Annotated in this window: 13 protein-coding genes; 5 read left to right on the top strand and 8 right to left on the bottom strand. The window is 72.5% G+C overall.

Annotation, left to right across the window (positions count from 1 at the left end):
* Positions 1-27 precede the first annotated feature (27 nt).
* The 4 genes from pilM (at position 28) to WMF29_RS48165 (ending at position 5412) form a co-directional block, all read left to right on the top strand.
* A complete protein-coding gene (gene pilM, locus WMF29_RS48180) occupies positions 28-1548 on the top strand; it encodes a type IV pilus biogenesis protein PilM (protein ID WP_437326752.1) in 1521 nt (506 codons plus the stop codon).
* Positions 1545-2141, top strand: a complete 597-nt coding sequence (locus WMF29_RS48175) for a hypothetical protein (RefSeq protein WP_437326751.1) — start codon at positions 1545-1547, stop codon at positions 2139-2141. Before pilM ends, WMF29_RS48175 begins: the two co-directional genes overlap by 4 nt.
* Entirely contained in the window at positions 2138-3412 is a 1275-nt protein-coding gene (gspN, locus tag WMF29_RS48170) for a type II secretion system protein GspN (protein ID WP_437326750.1), read from the top strand. Before WMF29_RS48175 ends, gspN begins: the two co-directional genes overlap by 4 nt.
* Before the next feature lie 158 nt (positions 3413-3570).
* A complete protein-coding gene (locus WMF29_RS48165; protein ID WP_437326749.1) occupies positions 3571-5412 on the top strand; it encodes an STAS domain-containing protein in 1842 nt (613 codons plus the stop codon).
* Positions 5413-5436: 24 nt separating this feature from the next.
* Here the strand turns inward: WMF29_RS48165 and thrC are convergent, their stop codons facing one another.
* The 3 genes from thrC to WMF29_RS48150 form a co-directional block, all read right to left on the bottom strand.
* Entirely contained in the window at positions 5437-6777 is a 1341-nt protein-coding gene (gene thrC / locus WMF29_RS48160; RefSeq protein ID WP_437326748.1) for a threonine synthase, read from the bottom strand.
* 53 nt (positions 6778-6830) lie between these two features.
* The gene (locus tag WMF29_RS48155) at positions 6831-7916 is read right to left on the bottom strand and encodes a serine/threonine-protein kinase (RefSeq protein WP_437326747.1); all 1086 of its coding nucleotides are present in this window, start codon (positions 7914-7916) and stop codon (positions 6831-6833) included.
* Between the two features lie 71 nt (positions 7917-7987).
* Positions 7988-9352 (bottom strand): NAD(P)/FAD-dependent oxidoreductase, encoded by a 1365-nt coding sequence (locus tag WMF29_RS48150; RefSeq protein WP_437326746.1) that lies wholly within the window; start codon positions 9350-9352, stop codon positions 7988-7990.
* Positions 9353-9408: 56 nt separating this feature from the next.
* Between WMF29_RS48150 and WMF29_RS48145 the strand changes: the two genes are divergently transcribed.
* Positions 9409-10641, top strand: a complete 1233-nt coding sequence (locus tag WMF29_RS48145) for a hypothetical protein (protein ID WP_437326745.1) — start codon at positions 9409-9411, stop codon at positions 10639-10641.
* A 20-nt stretch (positions 10642-10661) separates the two neighbouring features.
* Here WMF29_RS48145 and WMF29_RS48140 read toward each other — a convergent pair whose 3' ends face one another.
* Genes WMF29_RS48140 through WMF29_RS48120 form a run of 5 tightly spaced genes read right to left on the bottom strand, consistent with a single transcriptional unit; the run spans position 10662 to position 16589 of the window.
* Positions 10662-11702 (bottom strand): GAF domain-containing protein, encoded by a 1041-nt coding sequence (locus tag WMF29_RS48140; RefSeq protein WP_437326744.1) that lies wholly within the window; start codon positions 11700-11702, stop codon positions 10662-10664.
* 43 nt (positions 11703-11745) lie between these two features.
* Positions 11746-12714 (bottom strand): histone deacetylase family protein, encoded by a 969-nt coding sequence (locus WMF29_RS48135; protein WP_437326743.1) that lies wholly within the window; start codon positions 12712-12714, stop codon positions 11746-11748.
* Positions 12711-14117: an aminotransferase class III-fold pyridoxal phosphate-dependent enzyme gene (locus WMF29_RS48130; RefSeq protein WP_437326742.1), complete on the bottom strand. Its 1407-nt coding sequence runs from the start codon at positions 14115-14117 to the stop codon at positions 12711-12713. Before WMF29_RS48130 ends, WMF29_RS48135 begins: the two co-directional genes overlap by 4 nt.
* Before the next feature lie 34 nt (positions 14118-14151).
* Complete coding sequence (locus WMF29_RS48125; protein ID WP_437326741.1) at positions 14152-16464, bottom strand: FdhF/YdeP family oxidoreductase; 2313 nt, start codon at positions 16462-16464, stop codon at positions 14152-14154.
* A complete protein-coding gene (locus WMF29_RS48120; RefSeq protein WP_437326740.1) occupies positions 16461-16589 on the bottom strand; it encodes a hypothetical protein in 129 nt (42 codons plus the stop codon). The genes WMF29_RS48125 and WMF29_RS48120 overlap by 4 nt, the downstream gene beginning before the upstream one ends.
* Between the last annotated feature and the right edge of the window lie 71 nt (positions 16590-16660).

Genomic DNA, 16660 nt, shown 5'->3' with positions numbered 1-16660 from the left:
GACACCCCTCCGGGAAGAAGCGCGCAAATGCACAGGCTGCTCGGGATAGATGCTGGGAAATCCGTGGTGCGGGCGGCGCTCATCCGCACCACGTACAGGAGGGTCTTCGTCGAGGCCCTCGGCGAGGCGGCCGTCACGGACGGCGTCTCCGAGGCCGAGGCCATCCGCGCAGCCGTGGGGCTCCATCGCCCCGACGCCGCGGCGATCGCGCTCTCCGGAGAGAAATCGTTCTACCGCCGCCTCGACCTGCCCGCGGCCGCGCAGAAGGAGGTCGAGAACGTCCTCGGCTTCGAGCTCGAGGCCACGGTGCCGTTCGAGATGGAAGACGCCGTCTTCGACCACCGCCTGCTGAAGCGATCGCCCGGCGTGGAGACGCTGCCGGTCTTCGCCGCCGTCGCGCGCACGGACGACGTGCGCGAGCGCATCGCCGTCGTGAAGGAGGCGCTCGGCTTCGAGCCGGAGCGGGTCGCGCTGGGCGCGGTGGCGCTCGCCAACCTCGAGGCGGTGATGCCGGAGCTCGCCGCGCCGACGCCGGCCGGCGCGAGCGCGCCGATCGCCCTGCTCGACCTCGACTACCTCACGTCCGAGATCGTGATCGTCTCCGGCGGCGAGCCGGTCTTCGCCCGGACGCTGTCGCGCGGGACGGCCGGCCTCCCCGGCACCGCGCCGGCGCTCGCGCGCGAGCTCCGCCAGACGCTCGCGGCGTGGCGCAACCTCGGCGGCGAGCCGCTCGCGGGGATGTACCTGGTCGGCGGCGGCGCCACGGCGCAGGGCGCGGAGATGTTCCTGTCGACGCAGCTCGGCCTCACGATCCTGCCGCTCCCGACCCCTCGCATCGAGGGGCTCACGCCCGAGCAGGCCGCGGCGCTGCCCCGCTTCGCCAAGGCGCTCGGGCTCGCGCTCGGGCTGACGCCGAAGACCAAGGGGTTCAACCTCCGGAAGGGCGCGCTCGAGGCCGAGCGCAGCTACCCGTTCCTGCGCGAGAAGATCCCGATCCTCGCCGGCCTCGGCACCGTCATCGCGCTGAGCTTCGGCTTCTCCATCGTCGCGGAGCTGCGCACCCTCGACGCGGAGCGGGAGCTGCTCTCCGCCTCGCTCGCGACCGCCTCCCACGACGTGCTCGGCGAGGAGACGAGCGACCCGCAGAAGGCCCGCGAGCTGCTCGAGCAGGGCCCCGGCGCGGCCGACGAGGATCCGATGCCCCGCGTCGACGCCTTCGACGTCATGGTGCAGCTCTCGAAGGCCGTGCCGAAGGAGATCACGCACGACGTGCTCGAGCTCGACGTGAACCGCGGCCACGTGACCCTCCAGGGCGTCGTCCCGTCGGTGTCGGACGCGCAGATCATCGCGGATCACATGAAGGAGCACCGCTGCTTCCGCGACGTGAAGATCGGCCGCACGAGCCAGTTCACGGAGGGCAAGCACAAGTACGTCCTCGAGCTGGATCTCAAGTGCGAGGACAAGGCGAAGAAGAAGAAGACCGGCGCCGCCGACGCGGCGGAGAGCGCCTCGGCCGGCGCGCCGGAGAAGCCGGAGGGATCGCGATGACGCTCCGCGAGCGACTCGACAAGCTGGAGCCGCGCGAGCGCCGGCTCCTCACCATCCTCCTCGGATTCCTGGGGGTGCTCGTCCTCTTGCTCGTGCCGATCGGGCTCGCGAGCGTCGCGTCCAGCAAGCGCGCCCAGAACCAGGAGATCCGCGATCTGCTCCAGTCGATCTACGAGGCCTCGGGGAAGGTCAGCGAGCGCAAGGCGCTGAAGGACGCGCTGCTCGCGCGCTATTCGCGGCCGGCGCCCGCGCTCGCCGGCTTCATCGAGGACGCGGCGAAGCAGCAGCAGCTCACCGCCGCCGAGTCGCAGGATCGCCCGGACGTCCCGCACGGCAAGAAGTACACCGAGCGGATCACGGTGGTGAAGATGCACAGGATCGGGATGCTCGGGCTCGCGAAGATGCTCGAGCACATCGAGGGCTCGGGCCACCCGGTCGCGGTGACGAAGCTGAACCTCAAGCCGCGCGCCGGAGAGCCGGACTCCTACGAGGTCGAGCTCGGCATCTCGGCGTTCGACCGGAAGGGCGAGCCCCCGCCGGCGACCCCCGCGCCGTCGGCGCCCCCCGCCGCCGAAGAGGAGCAAGAGCCATGAGAGCGCGGCTCATCAAGATCGCGAGGTGGGCGGCTTATCCGCTCTTTTACCTCTTCTGTCTGGGCCTCTTCGGCTACCTCACCTTCCCCTACGACCGGCTCAAGGACCGGCTGATCGCCGAGTTCGATCGCACGCAGCAGAAGCGGGGCCCGAGCCAGGCGCAGCGCCTCGAGATCGACGAGCTCGACTCGTACTGGTTCACGGGGGTCGAGATGAAGGGCGTGCGGCTCATCCTGCCGCCGGGCGAGCTCGGCTCGGGCAGCAGGCCGAGCGGCGCCGCGGCCTTCGCCTCGGGCGACGCCGCCAAGGACAGCGCGCCGAAGCCGAGCGTCATCGAGATCGACGAGGCGCACGCGCGGCTGAAGATCCTGCCCCTCCTGATCGGGCGGATGCGGGTCTCGTTCTGGGCCAGCGTGTTCGGCGGCGAGATCGAGGGCGTGGTCCCGATGGGCCGATCGGGCGGCGACGTCCACGTCGAGGTCGCGAACGTGGAGCTCGCCAAGGTGGGTCCGCTCGGCGAGATCCTTGGCCTGCCGATCGCCGGCACGCTGAGCGCGAACCTCGACCTCAGCGCGCCAGAAGGCAAATTCAACAAGGCGAACGGCGCGCTCGAGGTCTCCGCCAAGGAGGTCTCGGTCGGCGACGGCAAGACGAAGATCCAGGGGCTCATCGCGCTCCCGGAGGCCAAGCTCGGGGAGCTGCTCCTGTCGGCGGAGGCGAAGGACGGCGTCCTCAAGGTCACGAAGATGAGCGCGAACGGCCAGGACCTCGAGCTCGACGGCGACGGCAAGGTCAACATGCGCGAGCCGTGGAACAACTCCACGGCGGATCTCTACGTGCGCTTCAAGTTCACCGACGCCTACCGATCGAAGAGCGATCTCACGAAATCGCTGCTCGGCGCGCCGGGGTCGAGCGTGCCCGGGCTGATCGAGATGCAGCAGCCCAAGATGAAGCGGTCCAAGCGAGCCGACGGCTTCTACGGCTGGCACGTCCACGGCCCGCTGAAGAAGCCCCGGTTCGACCCGCACGCGGCCGAGTCGCCCGCCGCTCGGGGCCGCACGCCTGGCGCGAGCCCGGCCACGACCACGAGGAAGCCCGGCGGCATCAACATGCCCCTCGGCGCCTCCGAGGCCGCCCCGAGGGACGGCGAGGAGCACGAGCCCTCCATGATGCCCCCGCCACCGCCCCCTCCCTCCACCGAGGACGAGTCGCCTACACGGCCGCCGTCTCCTCCGCCTGTAGACGGCGAGGGCACGCCTCCCGTTGAATAGAGCGAGGTGCAAAATTCGTGGGACACGGGCTCGGCCGCTGGGCCGGCGAGTGAGGCGTACGAAGCACGCCGCAGCGAGCCGAACGACGCGGACGAGCCCGTAGCGCACGAAGGCGCGCCCCGCTCCAGGACCCGGACTCACGCTCCAAGGACTCGGTGATGGGGGATCCCAGCTGGCAGCAGAACCGGCGCGTTTTGCTGATCGACGACGACGAGGCCATCCACGAGGATTTCCGCAGGATCCTCCGATCCGACGCGGAGGGCTCGGCCCTCGCGAGCCCCCAGCCGGCGCGGCTCCGCGAGCCGCCCGCCCGGCGGCCGGTGAGGTTCGAGCTCACGTCCGCGACCCGCGGGGAGGAGGGGCTGGCGAAGGTCCGCGAGGCGCAGCAGAGCGGCGCGCCGTACGCGCTCGTGTTCGTGGACGCGCGCATGCCGGGGTGGGACGGCCTCGAGACGCTCTCGCGCATCTGGAAGGAAGACGGCGCCATCCAGGCCGTCCTCTGCGCGGCGGACTCGGATGACTCGTGGGAGGAGATCGCCGCCCGGTTCGGGCAGACCGACAACCTCCTCATCCTCGCCAAGCCGTTCGGCCCGAGCGAGGTCCGCCAGATGGCCTTCGCGCTCACCGAGAAGTGGAACCAGCGCCGCGCCCTCGCCGAGGCCAACTACAAGGTGTCGACGCAGTACACCGTGACCAGGATCCTCGTCGAGTCGACGACGCTCGCGGAGGGCGTCCCGGCGCTCCTCGGCGCGCTCGGGGAGACGCTCGGCTTCCGGTTCGCCGCCCTGTGGCTCGGCGACGACGAGAGCAAAGGGCTGCGCTGCGAGCACACCTGGAGCGCCGCGCCCGACGACGCGATCGCGCTCGAGGCGGCGACCCGGGGCGCGCGCTTCGCCCGCGACGCCGGGCTGCCCGGCCGCGCGCTCGCCCAGGGGGAGCCGACCTGGTTCAGCGACCTCGACGCCGAGGCGGACGACCCGCGCGCGCGGGCGGCGCGGCGCGCCGGCCTCCGCTTCGCGGTCGAGCTCCCCATCGCGGTCCGCGCCGACGCGCAGGTCGCGGCCGTGCTGGAGCTCATGGACGCCGAGCCGCGCGCGCCCGATCCGGGGCTGCTCGACGTCCTGCTCGCGATCGCCGCCAAGGCCGGCCACTTCATCGGCAGCAAGCGCGTCGAGGCGGCCCTGCGCCGGAGCGAGGCGAACAACCGCGCGCTCCTCTACGCCATCCCCGACACGATCCTCCGGATCGACAGCGACGGCATCTGCCTGGACTTCAAGGCCTCCCGCGACCCGAGGCCGTCGCTCCGCGCCGGGGATCTCCTGCACAGGCACGTCGGCAACGTGTTCCCCGCCCACGTCGCCGAGCAGATCACCGGCCTCGTGGCGCGAGCGCTCGCGGACGAGGCGACGCACGTCTTCGAGTACCAGGAGCAGCTGGCGGGCGGCGCGCGCCACTACGAAGTCCGGATCGCCGGCAGCGATCGGGCGGAGGCGGTCGTCATCGTCCGGGACATCACGGAGCGAAAGCGCGCCGAGGCGGAGACCGAGGCGCGGCGCGCCCGGGAGGAGGCCCTCCGGGCGCAGAACGAGATCCTCGCGGCGCTGTCGACCCCGCTCATCCCGATCAGCGACGACATCGTCGTGATGCCGCTCGTCGGCGCCCTCGACCCGCAGCGGACGCGCCGCGTGCAGGAGACGCTGGTCCGCGGCGTCGCCGCCCGCCGCGCGCACGTCGCGATCCTCGACATCACCGGGGTGCCGCGGATCGACGGCCCGTGCGCCGACGCGCTCCTTGGCGCCGCGACGGCGGTGCGCCTGCTCGGCTCGGAGGTGATCATCACGGGCCTGAGCCCCGACGTGGCCAGGACGCTCGTCGAGATCGGCGTCGACATGAGCGGCATCGTCACGCACAACACCCTGCAGAACGGCATCGCCTACGCGATGACCTCCGCGGGCGCGCGCGGACGGCGCCGGCGGCGCCGCGCGAGGGCGCGCCGGTAGCGGCGGCGTCGCGCGGCGTCCGGCTCAGCGCTTGCCGGTCTGCGCGGCGTGCCTGTCGAGGGCGGCGAGGACGCGGTCGTAGTCGGGCGGCAGCTCGACCGGCGGGTTGGCGAGCCGGCTCGTCACGTCCGCGAGCGCGCGCTCGTGGTATTTCACCTTGAACTCCGTGAACTTGAGGCCGTTCGCTGTCGAGACCACGACGACCCGCTGGCGCTTCTCCACGAGGCCCTTCTTCACGAGCTTCTCGAGCGCCGCGAGGGCGACCGCCGTGTGCGGGCAGGTGTACATCCCGGTGCGATCGGCGCGGGCCGCCGCGTCGCAGAGCTCGTCCTCGGTCACCTCTTCCGCGACGCCGTCCATCGCCTTGAGGGCCAGCATCGCCCTCGGCGCGCTCACCGGGTTGCCGATCTGGATCGCGCTCGCCAGCGTCTCCCCGGCCTTCATCGGCACGACCTCGCTCCGCCCCTCGGACCACGCCTTGAAGAGCGGGTTGGCCCGCGCCGCCTGCGCCACGCAGAGGCGCGGGAACCGCGTCGTCAGGCCGAGGTCCTTCAGCATCTTGAAGCCCGCGTAGAGCGCGTAGGCGTTGCCGAGGTTGCCGCTCGGGAGGATGACCCAGTCGGGCAGCGTCCAGTCGAACTGCTGCACGATCTCGATGGCCACGGTCTTCTGGCCCTCGAGCCGCAGGGCGTTCATCGAGTTCGCCAGGTAGACGACGCCGTCGGCCGAGAGGCGCTGCACGATGGCCATGCAGCCGTCGAAGTCGGTGTCCAGCGAGAGGACCAGCGCCCCCGACGCGATCGGCTGGACGAGCTGCGCCGTCGACACCTTGCCCCGCGGCAGCAGCACGACAACGGGCAGACCGGCCGCCGCGCCGTACGCCGCGAGCGACGCCGAGGTGTCCCCGGTCGACGCGCACGCGATCGCGCGCACCTCGAGCCCCTCGCGGATCGCCTTGTTCACCACCGACACGAGCACCGTCATGCCGAGGTCCTTGAACGACCCCGTGTGGCTGTTGCCGCAGAGCTTCACCCAGACGTCATCGAGCCCGAGCGTGCGGCCGTAGCGGTCTGCCCAGAACAGGTTCGAGCCCCCCTCGTCCATCGACACGATGGCCTCGTCCGGCACCTGCGGAGCGACCCACTCCCGCTTGCCCCAGACCCCGGAGCCGTAGGGCCACACCGTGCGCTTGTAGCGCTCGTCGAAGAGCTTCATCCACGTCGCGGGGCTCCGGTCGCGGAGCGCGTCGATGTCGTGGGCTACGTCGAGGAGGCCGCCGCAGGTGGGGCAACGGTAGAGGGGCTGCGTCAGCGGGTAGCTCCCGGCGCAACCGGTCAGGCATCGGAATGCAGCAGAGTAGGCCATGGCAATACGGATCTCCTGGGTGGCGGGAAGCGCCCGCGGAAGGTGGTGTCGGTTCAGTCGAAGCGTGGGGCTTCCATGCCGAGCCGCCTATAGAAGTAGATCGCCGCGTTCCTGGCAAACGATCCCTGCGGGACATAGACGTCGCTGGGCTCCCGTAGCGGCTCGTCGGCCGAGAGCGGCCCGTCGCGGTCGCCGGCCAGGCGCTCGAGATCCTCGAGGAACGCTTCCATCGAGGGATAGCGGTTGTCCGGGCGCTTCCGGATCGCCTTCAGGATCACGGACTCGAGCAGCGGGTCGAGGCTCCGGCGCTTCTCCGAGGGGCGGGGCGGCGGGGTCACGAGCTGCCGGGCGAGGAGCTCCGACTGCTCCGAGCGCGGGAACGGGAGCTCCCCGGTGAAGGCCCGGAACATGACGACGCCGAGCCCGTAGACGTCGGTGCGGGCGTCGGGCAGGTCGCTCACGACCTGCTCGGGCGCCATGTACTCGAGGGTGCCCACCGCGGTGCCTGTCGCCGTGATGAGATCGGCGGCCTGGATCTTCGCGAGGCCGAAATCGAGCACCTTGACCGCGTACGGGTCGCCCTGCGGGCCCACGAGGTAGATGTTGTCCGGCTTCACGTCGCGGTGGATGATCCCGGCGCGGTGCGCGGCGGCGAGCCCGGACGCGGCCTGGGAGAGCACCGGGATGGCGAGGTCCGCGTCCATGCGGCGCTCGCGCCGGAGCCAGTCGCCGAGCGACTCGCCGAAGAGGTACTCCATCACGAGGTAGGGGGCGCCGTCTTCCGAGCGCGTGCCGGCGTCGAGCACCCGGACGAGGTTCGGGTGCCCGATCATCGCGGCGCTCTGCGCCTCGCGCACGAACCGCTCGCGCGTCCGCTCCGCCCGGGCGGCGAACTCCTCGAGGACCTTGATCGCGACCGGCTGGCCCGTCTCGATCTCGACCGCGAGGTAGACGCGCGCCATCGCCCCTTTGCCGAGGTAGCCGCGCACCTCGTAGCGCTCCCCGAGGCGGGTCCCGCGCAGCCGGGTCGGCTTGCACCGGAACAGGTCGACGCGCCGGCCCTCGGCGAGCTCCGCTCCGTCGTAGGGGCAGAACCGATGGCCCGCGTCGTACTCCCGGTGGCAGCGCGCGCAGAACATGGCCTCGCTTCGAATAGCGCTCCGCGCTCCGGCCACGCAAGCCCGCTCGGCGGGCCTCCGCGCTAGCCGCTCTAGCCCGCCTTGCGCGGCGAGCGCCCCGTCAGCTTGGTGTACGCGTGATAGCCGAGCCAGCGGAGCGGCTCGGGCGGGACGCCCCGGAGGGGGGCCATGTAGAACGGCAGATCCCGCCAGCGCGCGTCGTCGCCCGCGTAGATGTCGCAGAGCACGCGGCCCGCGAGGTTGGCGAGCACCACGCCGTGGCCGCTGTAGCCGAGGGCGTAGTACACGTTCCGGTGCTCGCCGCGCACCCCCATGCTGCAGAGCCGGCTCATCGTGATGCCGAGGGTGCCCGTCCAGCGGTGCGCGATCCGCAGCCGCTCGGCCGCAGGGAAATAGCCGGTGAGCCGGCGCCGGATGGCCTCGAACGCCGGCCCGGCCGAGTCGGGGGTGCCCGGGTAGGAGGTCTTGTTCCCGTAGAGGTAGGCGTACGCCGCGTTGCTGCCCCCGCCGAACACCAGCTCACCGGCGGGCGTCATGCTGGCGTACGCGATCCGGTCGCGGTCGTCGCTGAAGCCGGCGACCTGCCCCCAGCCGAGCGCGGCGCGCGCCTCGGCGTCGAGCGGCTCGGTCGCGATCACGTGCGAGTGCAGCGGGAAGACGCCGCTCTCGAAGTAGCCGAGGCGCGGCGTGTAGCCGTTGGTGGCGAGCACGATGGCCGCGGCCCGGACGACGCCCCCCGGCGTGGTCAGCTCGATCGTGCGCCCCTCCCGGATCCCGAGCACCGGCGTGTCCTCGTGGACGGCGACCCCCCACGCGAGCAGCAGCGGGCGCAGGCCGCGCAGCAGGTCGACCCCGTTGAGCTGCCCCTCGGTCGCGTCCAGCACGGCCCCGGCCGCGCCCCGGACCCCGAGCCGCTTCGAGAGCGCCGCGCTGTCCAGGTACTGTAGCGAAATGCCCCAGCTGGCCAGCTGCTCCACCCGAGCGTGCGCCGCCTCGGCCCGGCGCGCGTCGGTGAGCACCTCCATGCATCCGTCGCGGCGGTGGCGCACCGGGAGGTCGTGCTCCTGGATCATCCCGACGATGCCGTCGATCCCCGCGCGCGTCGTCTCGTACACGCGGCGCGTGAGCTCCGGATCGCGAGAGCTCACCCCGTTAATCCAGTTCAGCATCATTCCCCCGTTGCGCCCGCTCGCGCCGTTCGCGAGGTGACGCGCCTCGAGGATCATGATGCGGAGGCTCGGAAATCGGCGGATTAGATGATATGCGGTGGAGATCCCGGTGAACCCTCCTCCGATGATGGCCACGTCGGCCGCCGCGTCCGCGCGCAGCGGAGGGACGGGCTCATAGACCGGGCCCGCCTCGCTCCACACGGAGCGCGCGGAATCGATGTGCGAGCGGGTGTGCGTGGACGTGTCAAAGAGCGCTGCGCGAGCCACGATGATCACCTATCAGAGGAATGCGCCTCTGGCACCATGAACCCCGGGAGCCCTGCTTGAAGCGACGTGTCCGGCTCTGCATGAAGGATCTCTTCCACCAGGACGTGGTGGAGATGATCGAGCGCGAAACCCGCAAATACCAGATCTGGTCCATCGAGGATCCTTCCGACCCGGACTTCGACGCGGCGTATCAGATCCTCTGGGACTGCTTCGGTCCTCATGGAGAGATGGAGCGCAAGGAGGCGATCGAGGCGTTCCTCCGCGACGACCCGTTCACGCCCGAGCCGTCGGGCACGTACATGCGCTACTTCCTGCTCGTGGCGCGAGACGCGGACGGAAAGGTGCGCGGCGTACGCGACGGCACCGTGCTCATCAATCCAGCGTACGCGCCGGACCTCTGCGTCATCTACCTCGCTCATATCTTCATGCTCCCCGAGGCGCGCGGGACGGTGCTGTCGTACTGGCTGCGCATCTCGCCGGTCGAGCTCGCCATGCAGTACCTCACCGACCTCCACGCGATGGGGAAGATCACGCTCCCCGCGCCCTCGGCCCCGGGCAAGTACTTCGGGATGAACGTCGATCTCGCGGCCGAGGTCGAGTACTTCACGCCGGAAGAGCGCCTGTCGTGGCAGCGCATCCTGTTCTACGGCCGCGGCGGGTTCGACGCGATCAACCCGCGCCACTTCCCCTACCGACAGCCCGACTTCCGCGATCCCGACGTGATCCGCGCGACCGGCAACCAGCCGTCTCCCTTCATGGTCCTCGTGCGGCGCATGGGCCGCGAGCGGCAGGCGCAGCTGCCGATCGACGAGGCGAGGGCGCTCATGCGGCTCCTGTACGACGACTTCGCGGATCACTGCGCGCCGCACCTGCTCGAGAACAGCCTCCAGCTCGTCCTCGACCGGCTGGAGGAGCGGGCGAAGCGGAAGAGCTTCGTCGAGCTCTTGCCGCTGCCGACCGGGCCCAGGGACCTGCACCGGTTGAAGCCGCTCTTCCGGCACAACGTGTTCACGAAGTACTACCCGGACAGCCCCGACGTCCGCGGCTACCTGAACAGCGGCATCCGCGAGAAGCTGCTCGCGAACCCGCGCCACCTCGACGAGGAGCTCGCCCGCATCGCCCGGGAGCTGGAGACCCGTCCGCCGTTCGTCTACGGGAGCCGGGACAAGACCGCGACCTGGGAGGGCACGCCGCTCTCTCCGGGCACGGAGCCGATCCCGGACGGCGCCGACCCGGGCGAGATCACCCGCGAGGTGCCGGCGCCGGCGTCGACCCTGCCGCCGCGGTGATCACCACGGCGCCGCGCTGATCACGCCGCCCCGGGCGGAGCGGCGGCGCCGCTCCCGGGGCCGGCCGTCGCGGCCCGCGCGCGCAGGGCGCCCGCGCGGAGCTTTTGCACCGCGGCGGAGGCCGCCTCGTGGGCGTCGAGCGCGCCGCGAAGCACGAGCGCCCGCCCCTTGGCCGCAGCGGCTTCTCCCAGCGTCCCGTCGAGCACGCCCTCGGCGAGCCGGACGAGCGGGCCGATCTCGGCGAGGTTCCGCGCGAGCGCCCGGGCCTCCGTGGCGAGCCCGGACGCCGCCTCGCAGGGCGAGGCGCCCGCGATGGCCGCGGCCTCCTCGCAGAGCTCGTCCGCGACGGGGCCCATGTCGCGCCAGCACGACACGGCCGCGCGCAGGCTGGCCGGCGTGACGTGCGTCGCGCGCGAGGCGTCGATCCCGCGCGACGCGCCGACCCGCGGCCCCGCCGTCGCCGCCTGCGCCGCGGCGATGACGGGCGAGAGGGCGAGGAGCGCGCGCTCCAGCGCGCGCGTGGCCTGCTCGACGCGGACGAGGCGCTCCTGCACGTCGGCGCTGGCCAGCGGGGCGTCGCCCAGCGTGAGCGCGGAGAGCCGGCCGGAGACGTCGATGGCGAGCTGCTCGAGGGCGCCGACGATGCGCTGGTCGAAGCGGCGCGGGACGACGTCGAGCACGCAGAGCGCTCCGAGCACGTGCCCTTGCGCGCGCACCGGCACGCCCGCGTACGCGCGGATGCCGTAGCTCTCGACGAGGTCCTTCGGGACGCGCTCGTCGCGCAGCGCGTCGTCGACGATGAGCGGCGCCTCGTCGAGCACGACGAGCTGGCAGAAGGAGTTGCTCCTCGACGTCGCGCAGCTCACGGCGAGCTCGAGGGGGAGCCCGTATTGCGCGCGCAGGAGCTGGACATGGCGCACGAGCAGGCTGACCAAGGCGATCGGCGACCGGGCCAGCTTGGCGGCCCGCGCGACGCAGGCGTCGAGGATGGCGTCCGCCTCGGCGCGCAGCACGGCGCCGCGCAGCTCGGCCAGGCGGGCGGGGTCGTTCAGGTCGGCCATCGCGCGATGTTATCCTGCCTGGCAGGGCGCAGGTCGGCCGAGGTCACCCCGGGCGCGCCGCCGCTCCCCTCGCCCGCGACGCGGCGATGAAGGTGCGGAGGTGCACCTCGACCACCCGGCTCACGTCGGGCGTGTACCCACCCGCGAGCACCCACGCGATCGGGACGCCTCGCTCGAGCGCGGCCCGGAACACGATCGCGTCGCGCGCGTAGAGATCGTCGTGCGTCAGGTCGAGCGGCGAGTACGGGTCCTCGCGGAACGGGTCCGCGCCGGCCTGGTACAGGATCAGGTCGGGCGCGGCGCGGTCGATCGCGGGGCCGAGGTGCCGCTCCAGGATCTCGAGGTAGGCGGCGCCGCCGCTCCCGCCCGGGACCGGGACGGACCAGCAGTTCTCCGTGTCCGGGGCGCGCTCGCCCTCGACGTCCCGGTACGCCCGGTTCTGCTTGTACCAGCTGCCGTAGATGGAGAGCTGGAACGCCCAGGGGCGCGACGCGAGCAGCGAGGCGGTGCCGTTGCCGTAGTGGAGGTCCATGTCGACCACCAGGCCGCGGCGGATGCGCCCCTCGGCGCGCGCGCGCTCCAGCGCGACGACGAGGCCGTTGAAGGTGCAGAAGCCCTCGCCGTGGCCCTCGTGCGCGTGGTGGAAGCCGCTCGCGAGGTTGCCCGCGACGCCGTCCTCGAGGGCCGCGGCGGCGGCGGCGACGCAGCCGCCGTTCGTGAAGCGCACCGCCCCGGCCAGCGCCGGCGACCACGGGAACTTCTGCGACTCGGCCAGCGCCCGGGGCTCGCCGGTCGCGATCGCCTGGACGTACGCGGGCGCGTGGACGCGCAGGAGGTCCTCGTCACAGGCCGCCTCGGGCTCCTCGATGCGCGCGGGCAGGCCGCTCCGCTCGATCGCCTCGCGCACGAGGGCGAACTTGCGCATCGGCATGACGTGCTCGCCGATGTCCGCGAAGTAGCGCGGCGTGTGGAACACCCGGATCGGGGGCGAGGCGGCGGCGTCAGAGGTCACTTGCAGACCGACTCGAGGTGATCGAGCGCCTCGCCGACGTGGCGCGAGGCGAAGATCAGCGCCGGCCGGAAGCGGAGCGTGCGATCGCCCGAGCCGCCCACCTCGAGGCCGCGGTTGCGGAGCGCGGTGAGCGCCGCGTCGCGGCGGGCGGCGTGGGGGAAGTCGACCGCGGCGAAGGTGCCGCTGCCCCGGGCGCCCGAGAGCACCGCGGGGTAGCGCCGGCAGAGGTCCTCGAGGCCGGCGACCAGGCGCTCGCCGGTCGCCCGCGTGTTCTCGAGGAGCCGGTCGCGCTCGATGACCTCGAGGATCACCTCGAGCTGCGCGCCGCGGAGCGGGTCGCCGAGCCAGGTGTTGAAGACGCGCAGCGGCTCGATCGGCGCGAGCTCCTCGCGGCAGTAGAAGCCGCCGAGCTGCATCTTCTTGGAGAACGTGACCATGTCCGGCGGCTCGGGCAGGTCCCACGCCTCGTGCGCCCAGAGCGCGCCGGTCCCGCCGCCGCAGGTCTGCACCTCGTCGATGATGAGCGCGACGCCGCGCTCCGCGGTGAGGCGGCGGAGCGCCTGGAAGAAGGCCGGGCTCGCGTGGCGGTCGCCGCCCTCGCCCTGGATCGGCTCGACGATGACCGCGGCGACCTCGTCCGGGTGCGCGTCGAGCGCCGCCTCGACCGCCTCGAGCGAGCGGGCCTCGGCGGCGCGGTTCTGCTCGGCGTGCGCGGCGAGGGGGAAATGGCTCGCCGGGAACGGCGCGACGGGCCAGTCGAACGCGGGGATGTCGAGCTTGTGGATCGGCTTGCTCCGCGTCGCCGAGAGGGCGCCCATGCTGCGGCCGTGGAAGCCGCCCTCGAAGGAGAGCACCTTGAAGGCGTTCACGCCGGGCTGCCGGTTGAGCATGGCCGCGGCGAGATCGCCGTCGCTCGGCTGCGCGCCGCCGCGCCGGCGCCGCGCGAGCCGGATGAACGCGGCCTTGAGCGCGTTCTCGACCGCCTCCGCGCCGGTCGTGAACGTGAAGACGCGCGTGTGCCCCTTCGGCGCGACGCGCATCAGCGTCTTCTCGACGAGGTCGACCCACTCGGGCGCGGGCGCGACGCCGAGCGCGGAGCGGTAGCCCGCGCACCAGTCGAAGCGGCCGTCGCGCCACGCGGCGAGCAGGTCCGGGTGGTTGTAGCCGATGGGCACGGCGGCGATGTGCCCGTACACGTCGAGCAGCACGTTGCCGTCCACGTCGACCATGTAGTTGCCCAGGCTCTTGCGCGCGTCCTGATAGAAGTGGATCGGGCGCGCGTCCTGGTAGCGATGGTGGCGGGCGCGGAGCGCCTCGGACGCAGGCCCCGGGATGGCGGTGCGCATCGAGGCGCGCTCGGGCTCGCCGGGGATGGGCGGAGGGGAGTGGGTCTGGGCGTTCATGGTCGGACTCCAATGCAACGGCAGCGGCGGAGCGTCACGCAGATCCGTCGGCCGCGGCGGCCGGCTCGATGCGCACCACGATCGATTTCGACGCGGGCGTGTGGCTCTTCTCGGCGATGCTGCCGAGCGGCACGAGCACGTTCGCCTCGGGGAAGTAGGCCGCGACGTTGCCGCGGGGGATCGTGTACAGCACGACGCGGAACGCGCGCGCGACGCGCTCCCCGTCGGAGAAGCGGCTCGTGACGTCGACGAGGTCCCCCTGGGCGAGCCCGCGCTCGGCCGCGTCCTCGGCGTTCATGAACACGACGCGGCGCCCGCCCCGGACGCCGCGGTAGCGGTCGTCGAGGCCGTAGATGGTCGTGTTGTACTGGTCGTGGCTGCGGATCGTCATCATCAGGAGCTCGCCCGGCTCGAGATCGTGCCGCGGGAGCGGGTGGATCACGAAGTTCGCCTTGCCCGTCGCCGTGCGGAACTCGCGCCGCGCCGCCGCGTTCGGCAGGGCGAAGCCGCGCGGGTCCCGGACGCGCGCGTTGAAGTCGTCGAACCCATCGATCGTGCGCTCGATGAGATCGCGGATCCTGTCGTAATCGGCGGTGAGCTCCTCCCAGGGCACGCGCGAGCGCGCGCCCAGCGCCGCGCGGGCGAGGCCCGCCACGATGGCCACCTCGCTCCGCAGCAGCTCCGAGGCCGGCGGGAGGCTGCCGCGCGAGCTCGAGACGACGCCCATCGAGTTCTCGACGGTCACGAACTGCGGGCCTCCAGCCTGCGCGTCGCGCTCGGTGCGGCCGAGGCAAGGCAGGATGAGCGCGCGCCTGCCCGTCACGAGGTGCGCCCGGTTCAGCTTGGTCGAGACGTGCGCGGTGAGGTCGCACCGCGCGAGGGCGCGGGCGGTCAGGGCCGTGTCCGGCGTGGCCGAGAGGAAGTTGCCGCCGAGCGCGAAGAAGACGCGGGCGCGCCCCTCGGCCATCGCCGCGATCGCGGCGACGGTGTCGAGCCCGTGGCGGCGCGGCGGCGAGAAGCCGAAATTCTGCTCGATCCGATCGAGGAGCTCCGCGGGAGGGCGCTCCCAGATGCCCATCGTCCGGTCGCCCTGCACGTTGCTGTGCCCGCGCACCGGGCACGCGCCCGCGCCGGGCCGCCCGACGTTGCCGCGGAGGAGCAGGAAGCTCATCACCTGCTGCACGTTGGCCACGGCGTTCTGGTGCTGCGTGAGGCCCATGGCCCAGCACGCGATCGTGCGCTCGGACCGCATCGCGATCTCGGCCGCCGCCCGGATCCGGTCGCGCGGGACGCCGCTCTGCGCGACGATGTCGTCCCAGGACGCGCCGCGCACGGCGCCCGCGAACGCCTCGAAGCCGTGGGTGTGGCTCGCGATGAACGCGCGATCGAGCACGGCGCCCGGCCTCTGCTCCTCCTCCTCGAGCATCTCCTTGATGATCCCGGTGAAGAGCGCGACGTCGCCGTTGATGCGCACCTGGAGGAAGAGCGTCGAGAGCGGCACGCCGGAGCCGACGAGATCGAGCGGGTGCTGCGGGTGCTGGAAGCGCTCGTTGCCGGCCTCGGGGAGCGGGTTCACCGTCACGATCTCGCACCCGCGCAGCCGCGCCTCGCGCAGCGCCGAGAGCATGCGCGGGTGGTTCGTCCCCGGGTTCTGCCCGACGACGAAGATCGCGTCGGCCAGCTCGAAATCGTGGAGGGATACGGTCCCTTTGCCCACGCCGATGGCCTCGCGCAGGCCCACGCCGCTCGACTCGTGGCACATGTTCGAGCAGTCGGGCAGGTTGTTCGTCCCGAGCTCGCGCACGAACAGCTGGTAGAGGAACGCCGCCTCGTTGCTCGTGCGCCCCGACGTGTAGAAGACGGCCTCGTCCGGCGAGCCGAGCGCGCGCAGCGACGAGGCGACGACGTCGAGCGCCTCGTCCCACGACACCGGGCGGTAATGCGACGCGCCCTCGTCGAGCAGCATCGGGTGGACGAGCCGCCCCTGCTTGCCGAGCCAGTGGTCGGACTGCCGCGAGAGCGCCTCGACGCTGTGCTCCCGGAAGAACTCGGGCGTGACCCGGCGGAGCGTCGCCTCCTCGGCGACCGCCTTGGCGCCGTTCTCGCAGAACTCCGCGATCGAGCGCTTCTCCTCGGGCTCGGGCCACGCGCAGCCGGGGCAGTCGAAGCCCTCGCCCTGGTTCACGCGGAGGAGCGTGCGCACGGCGCGCGCGACCCCCATCTCGCCGACCGCGTGCCGGAGCGTCGCGCCGACCGCCGGGAGCCCGCCGGCCGCCGCGCTGCGCTCGCCGATGCTGGGCGCCTCGGGCTCCGGAGGCGGCTCCGCCTGCACGTCGCGCGCGGTCACGACGCGGCCTCCGCCGGGACCGCAACGGGGGCGCGCGGCGCCTCGAGCGAGCGGCGCGCCTCGACGTCCGCGGCGCGCTCTTCTGTGATCTTCCGGATCGAGACGTGGGTCGTGGTGGACAGCATGGCGGGGTCGTCCCGCGCTCGATGGTACCGCGCCTCCTCCGATAGAGCAGGCCCCGCGAGGCCCGCGAGGC

It is taken from the genome of Sorangium sp. So ce381, assembly GCF_051473845.1.
GTDB classification, from domain to species: domain Bacteria; phylum Myxococcota_A; class Polyangia; order Polyangiales; family Polyangiaceae; genus Sorangium; species Sorangium atrum.
The sequence above is the reverse complement of the archived record's forward strand: the minus strand, read 5'-3'. Positions and strand labels throughout refer to the sequence as shown.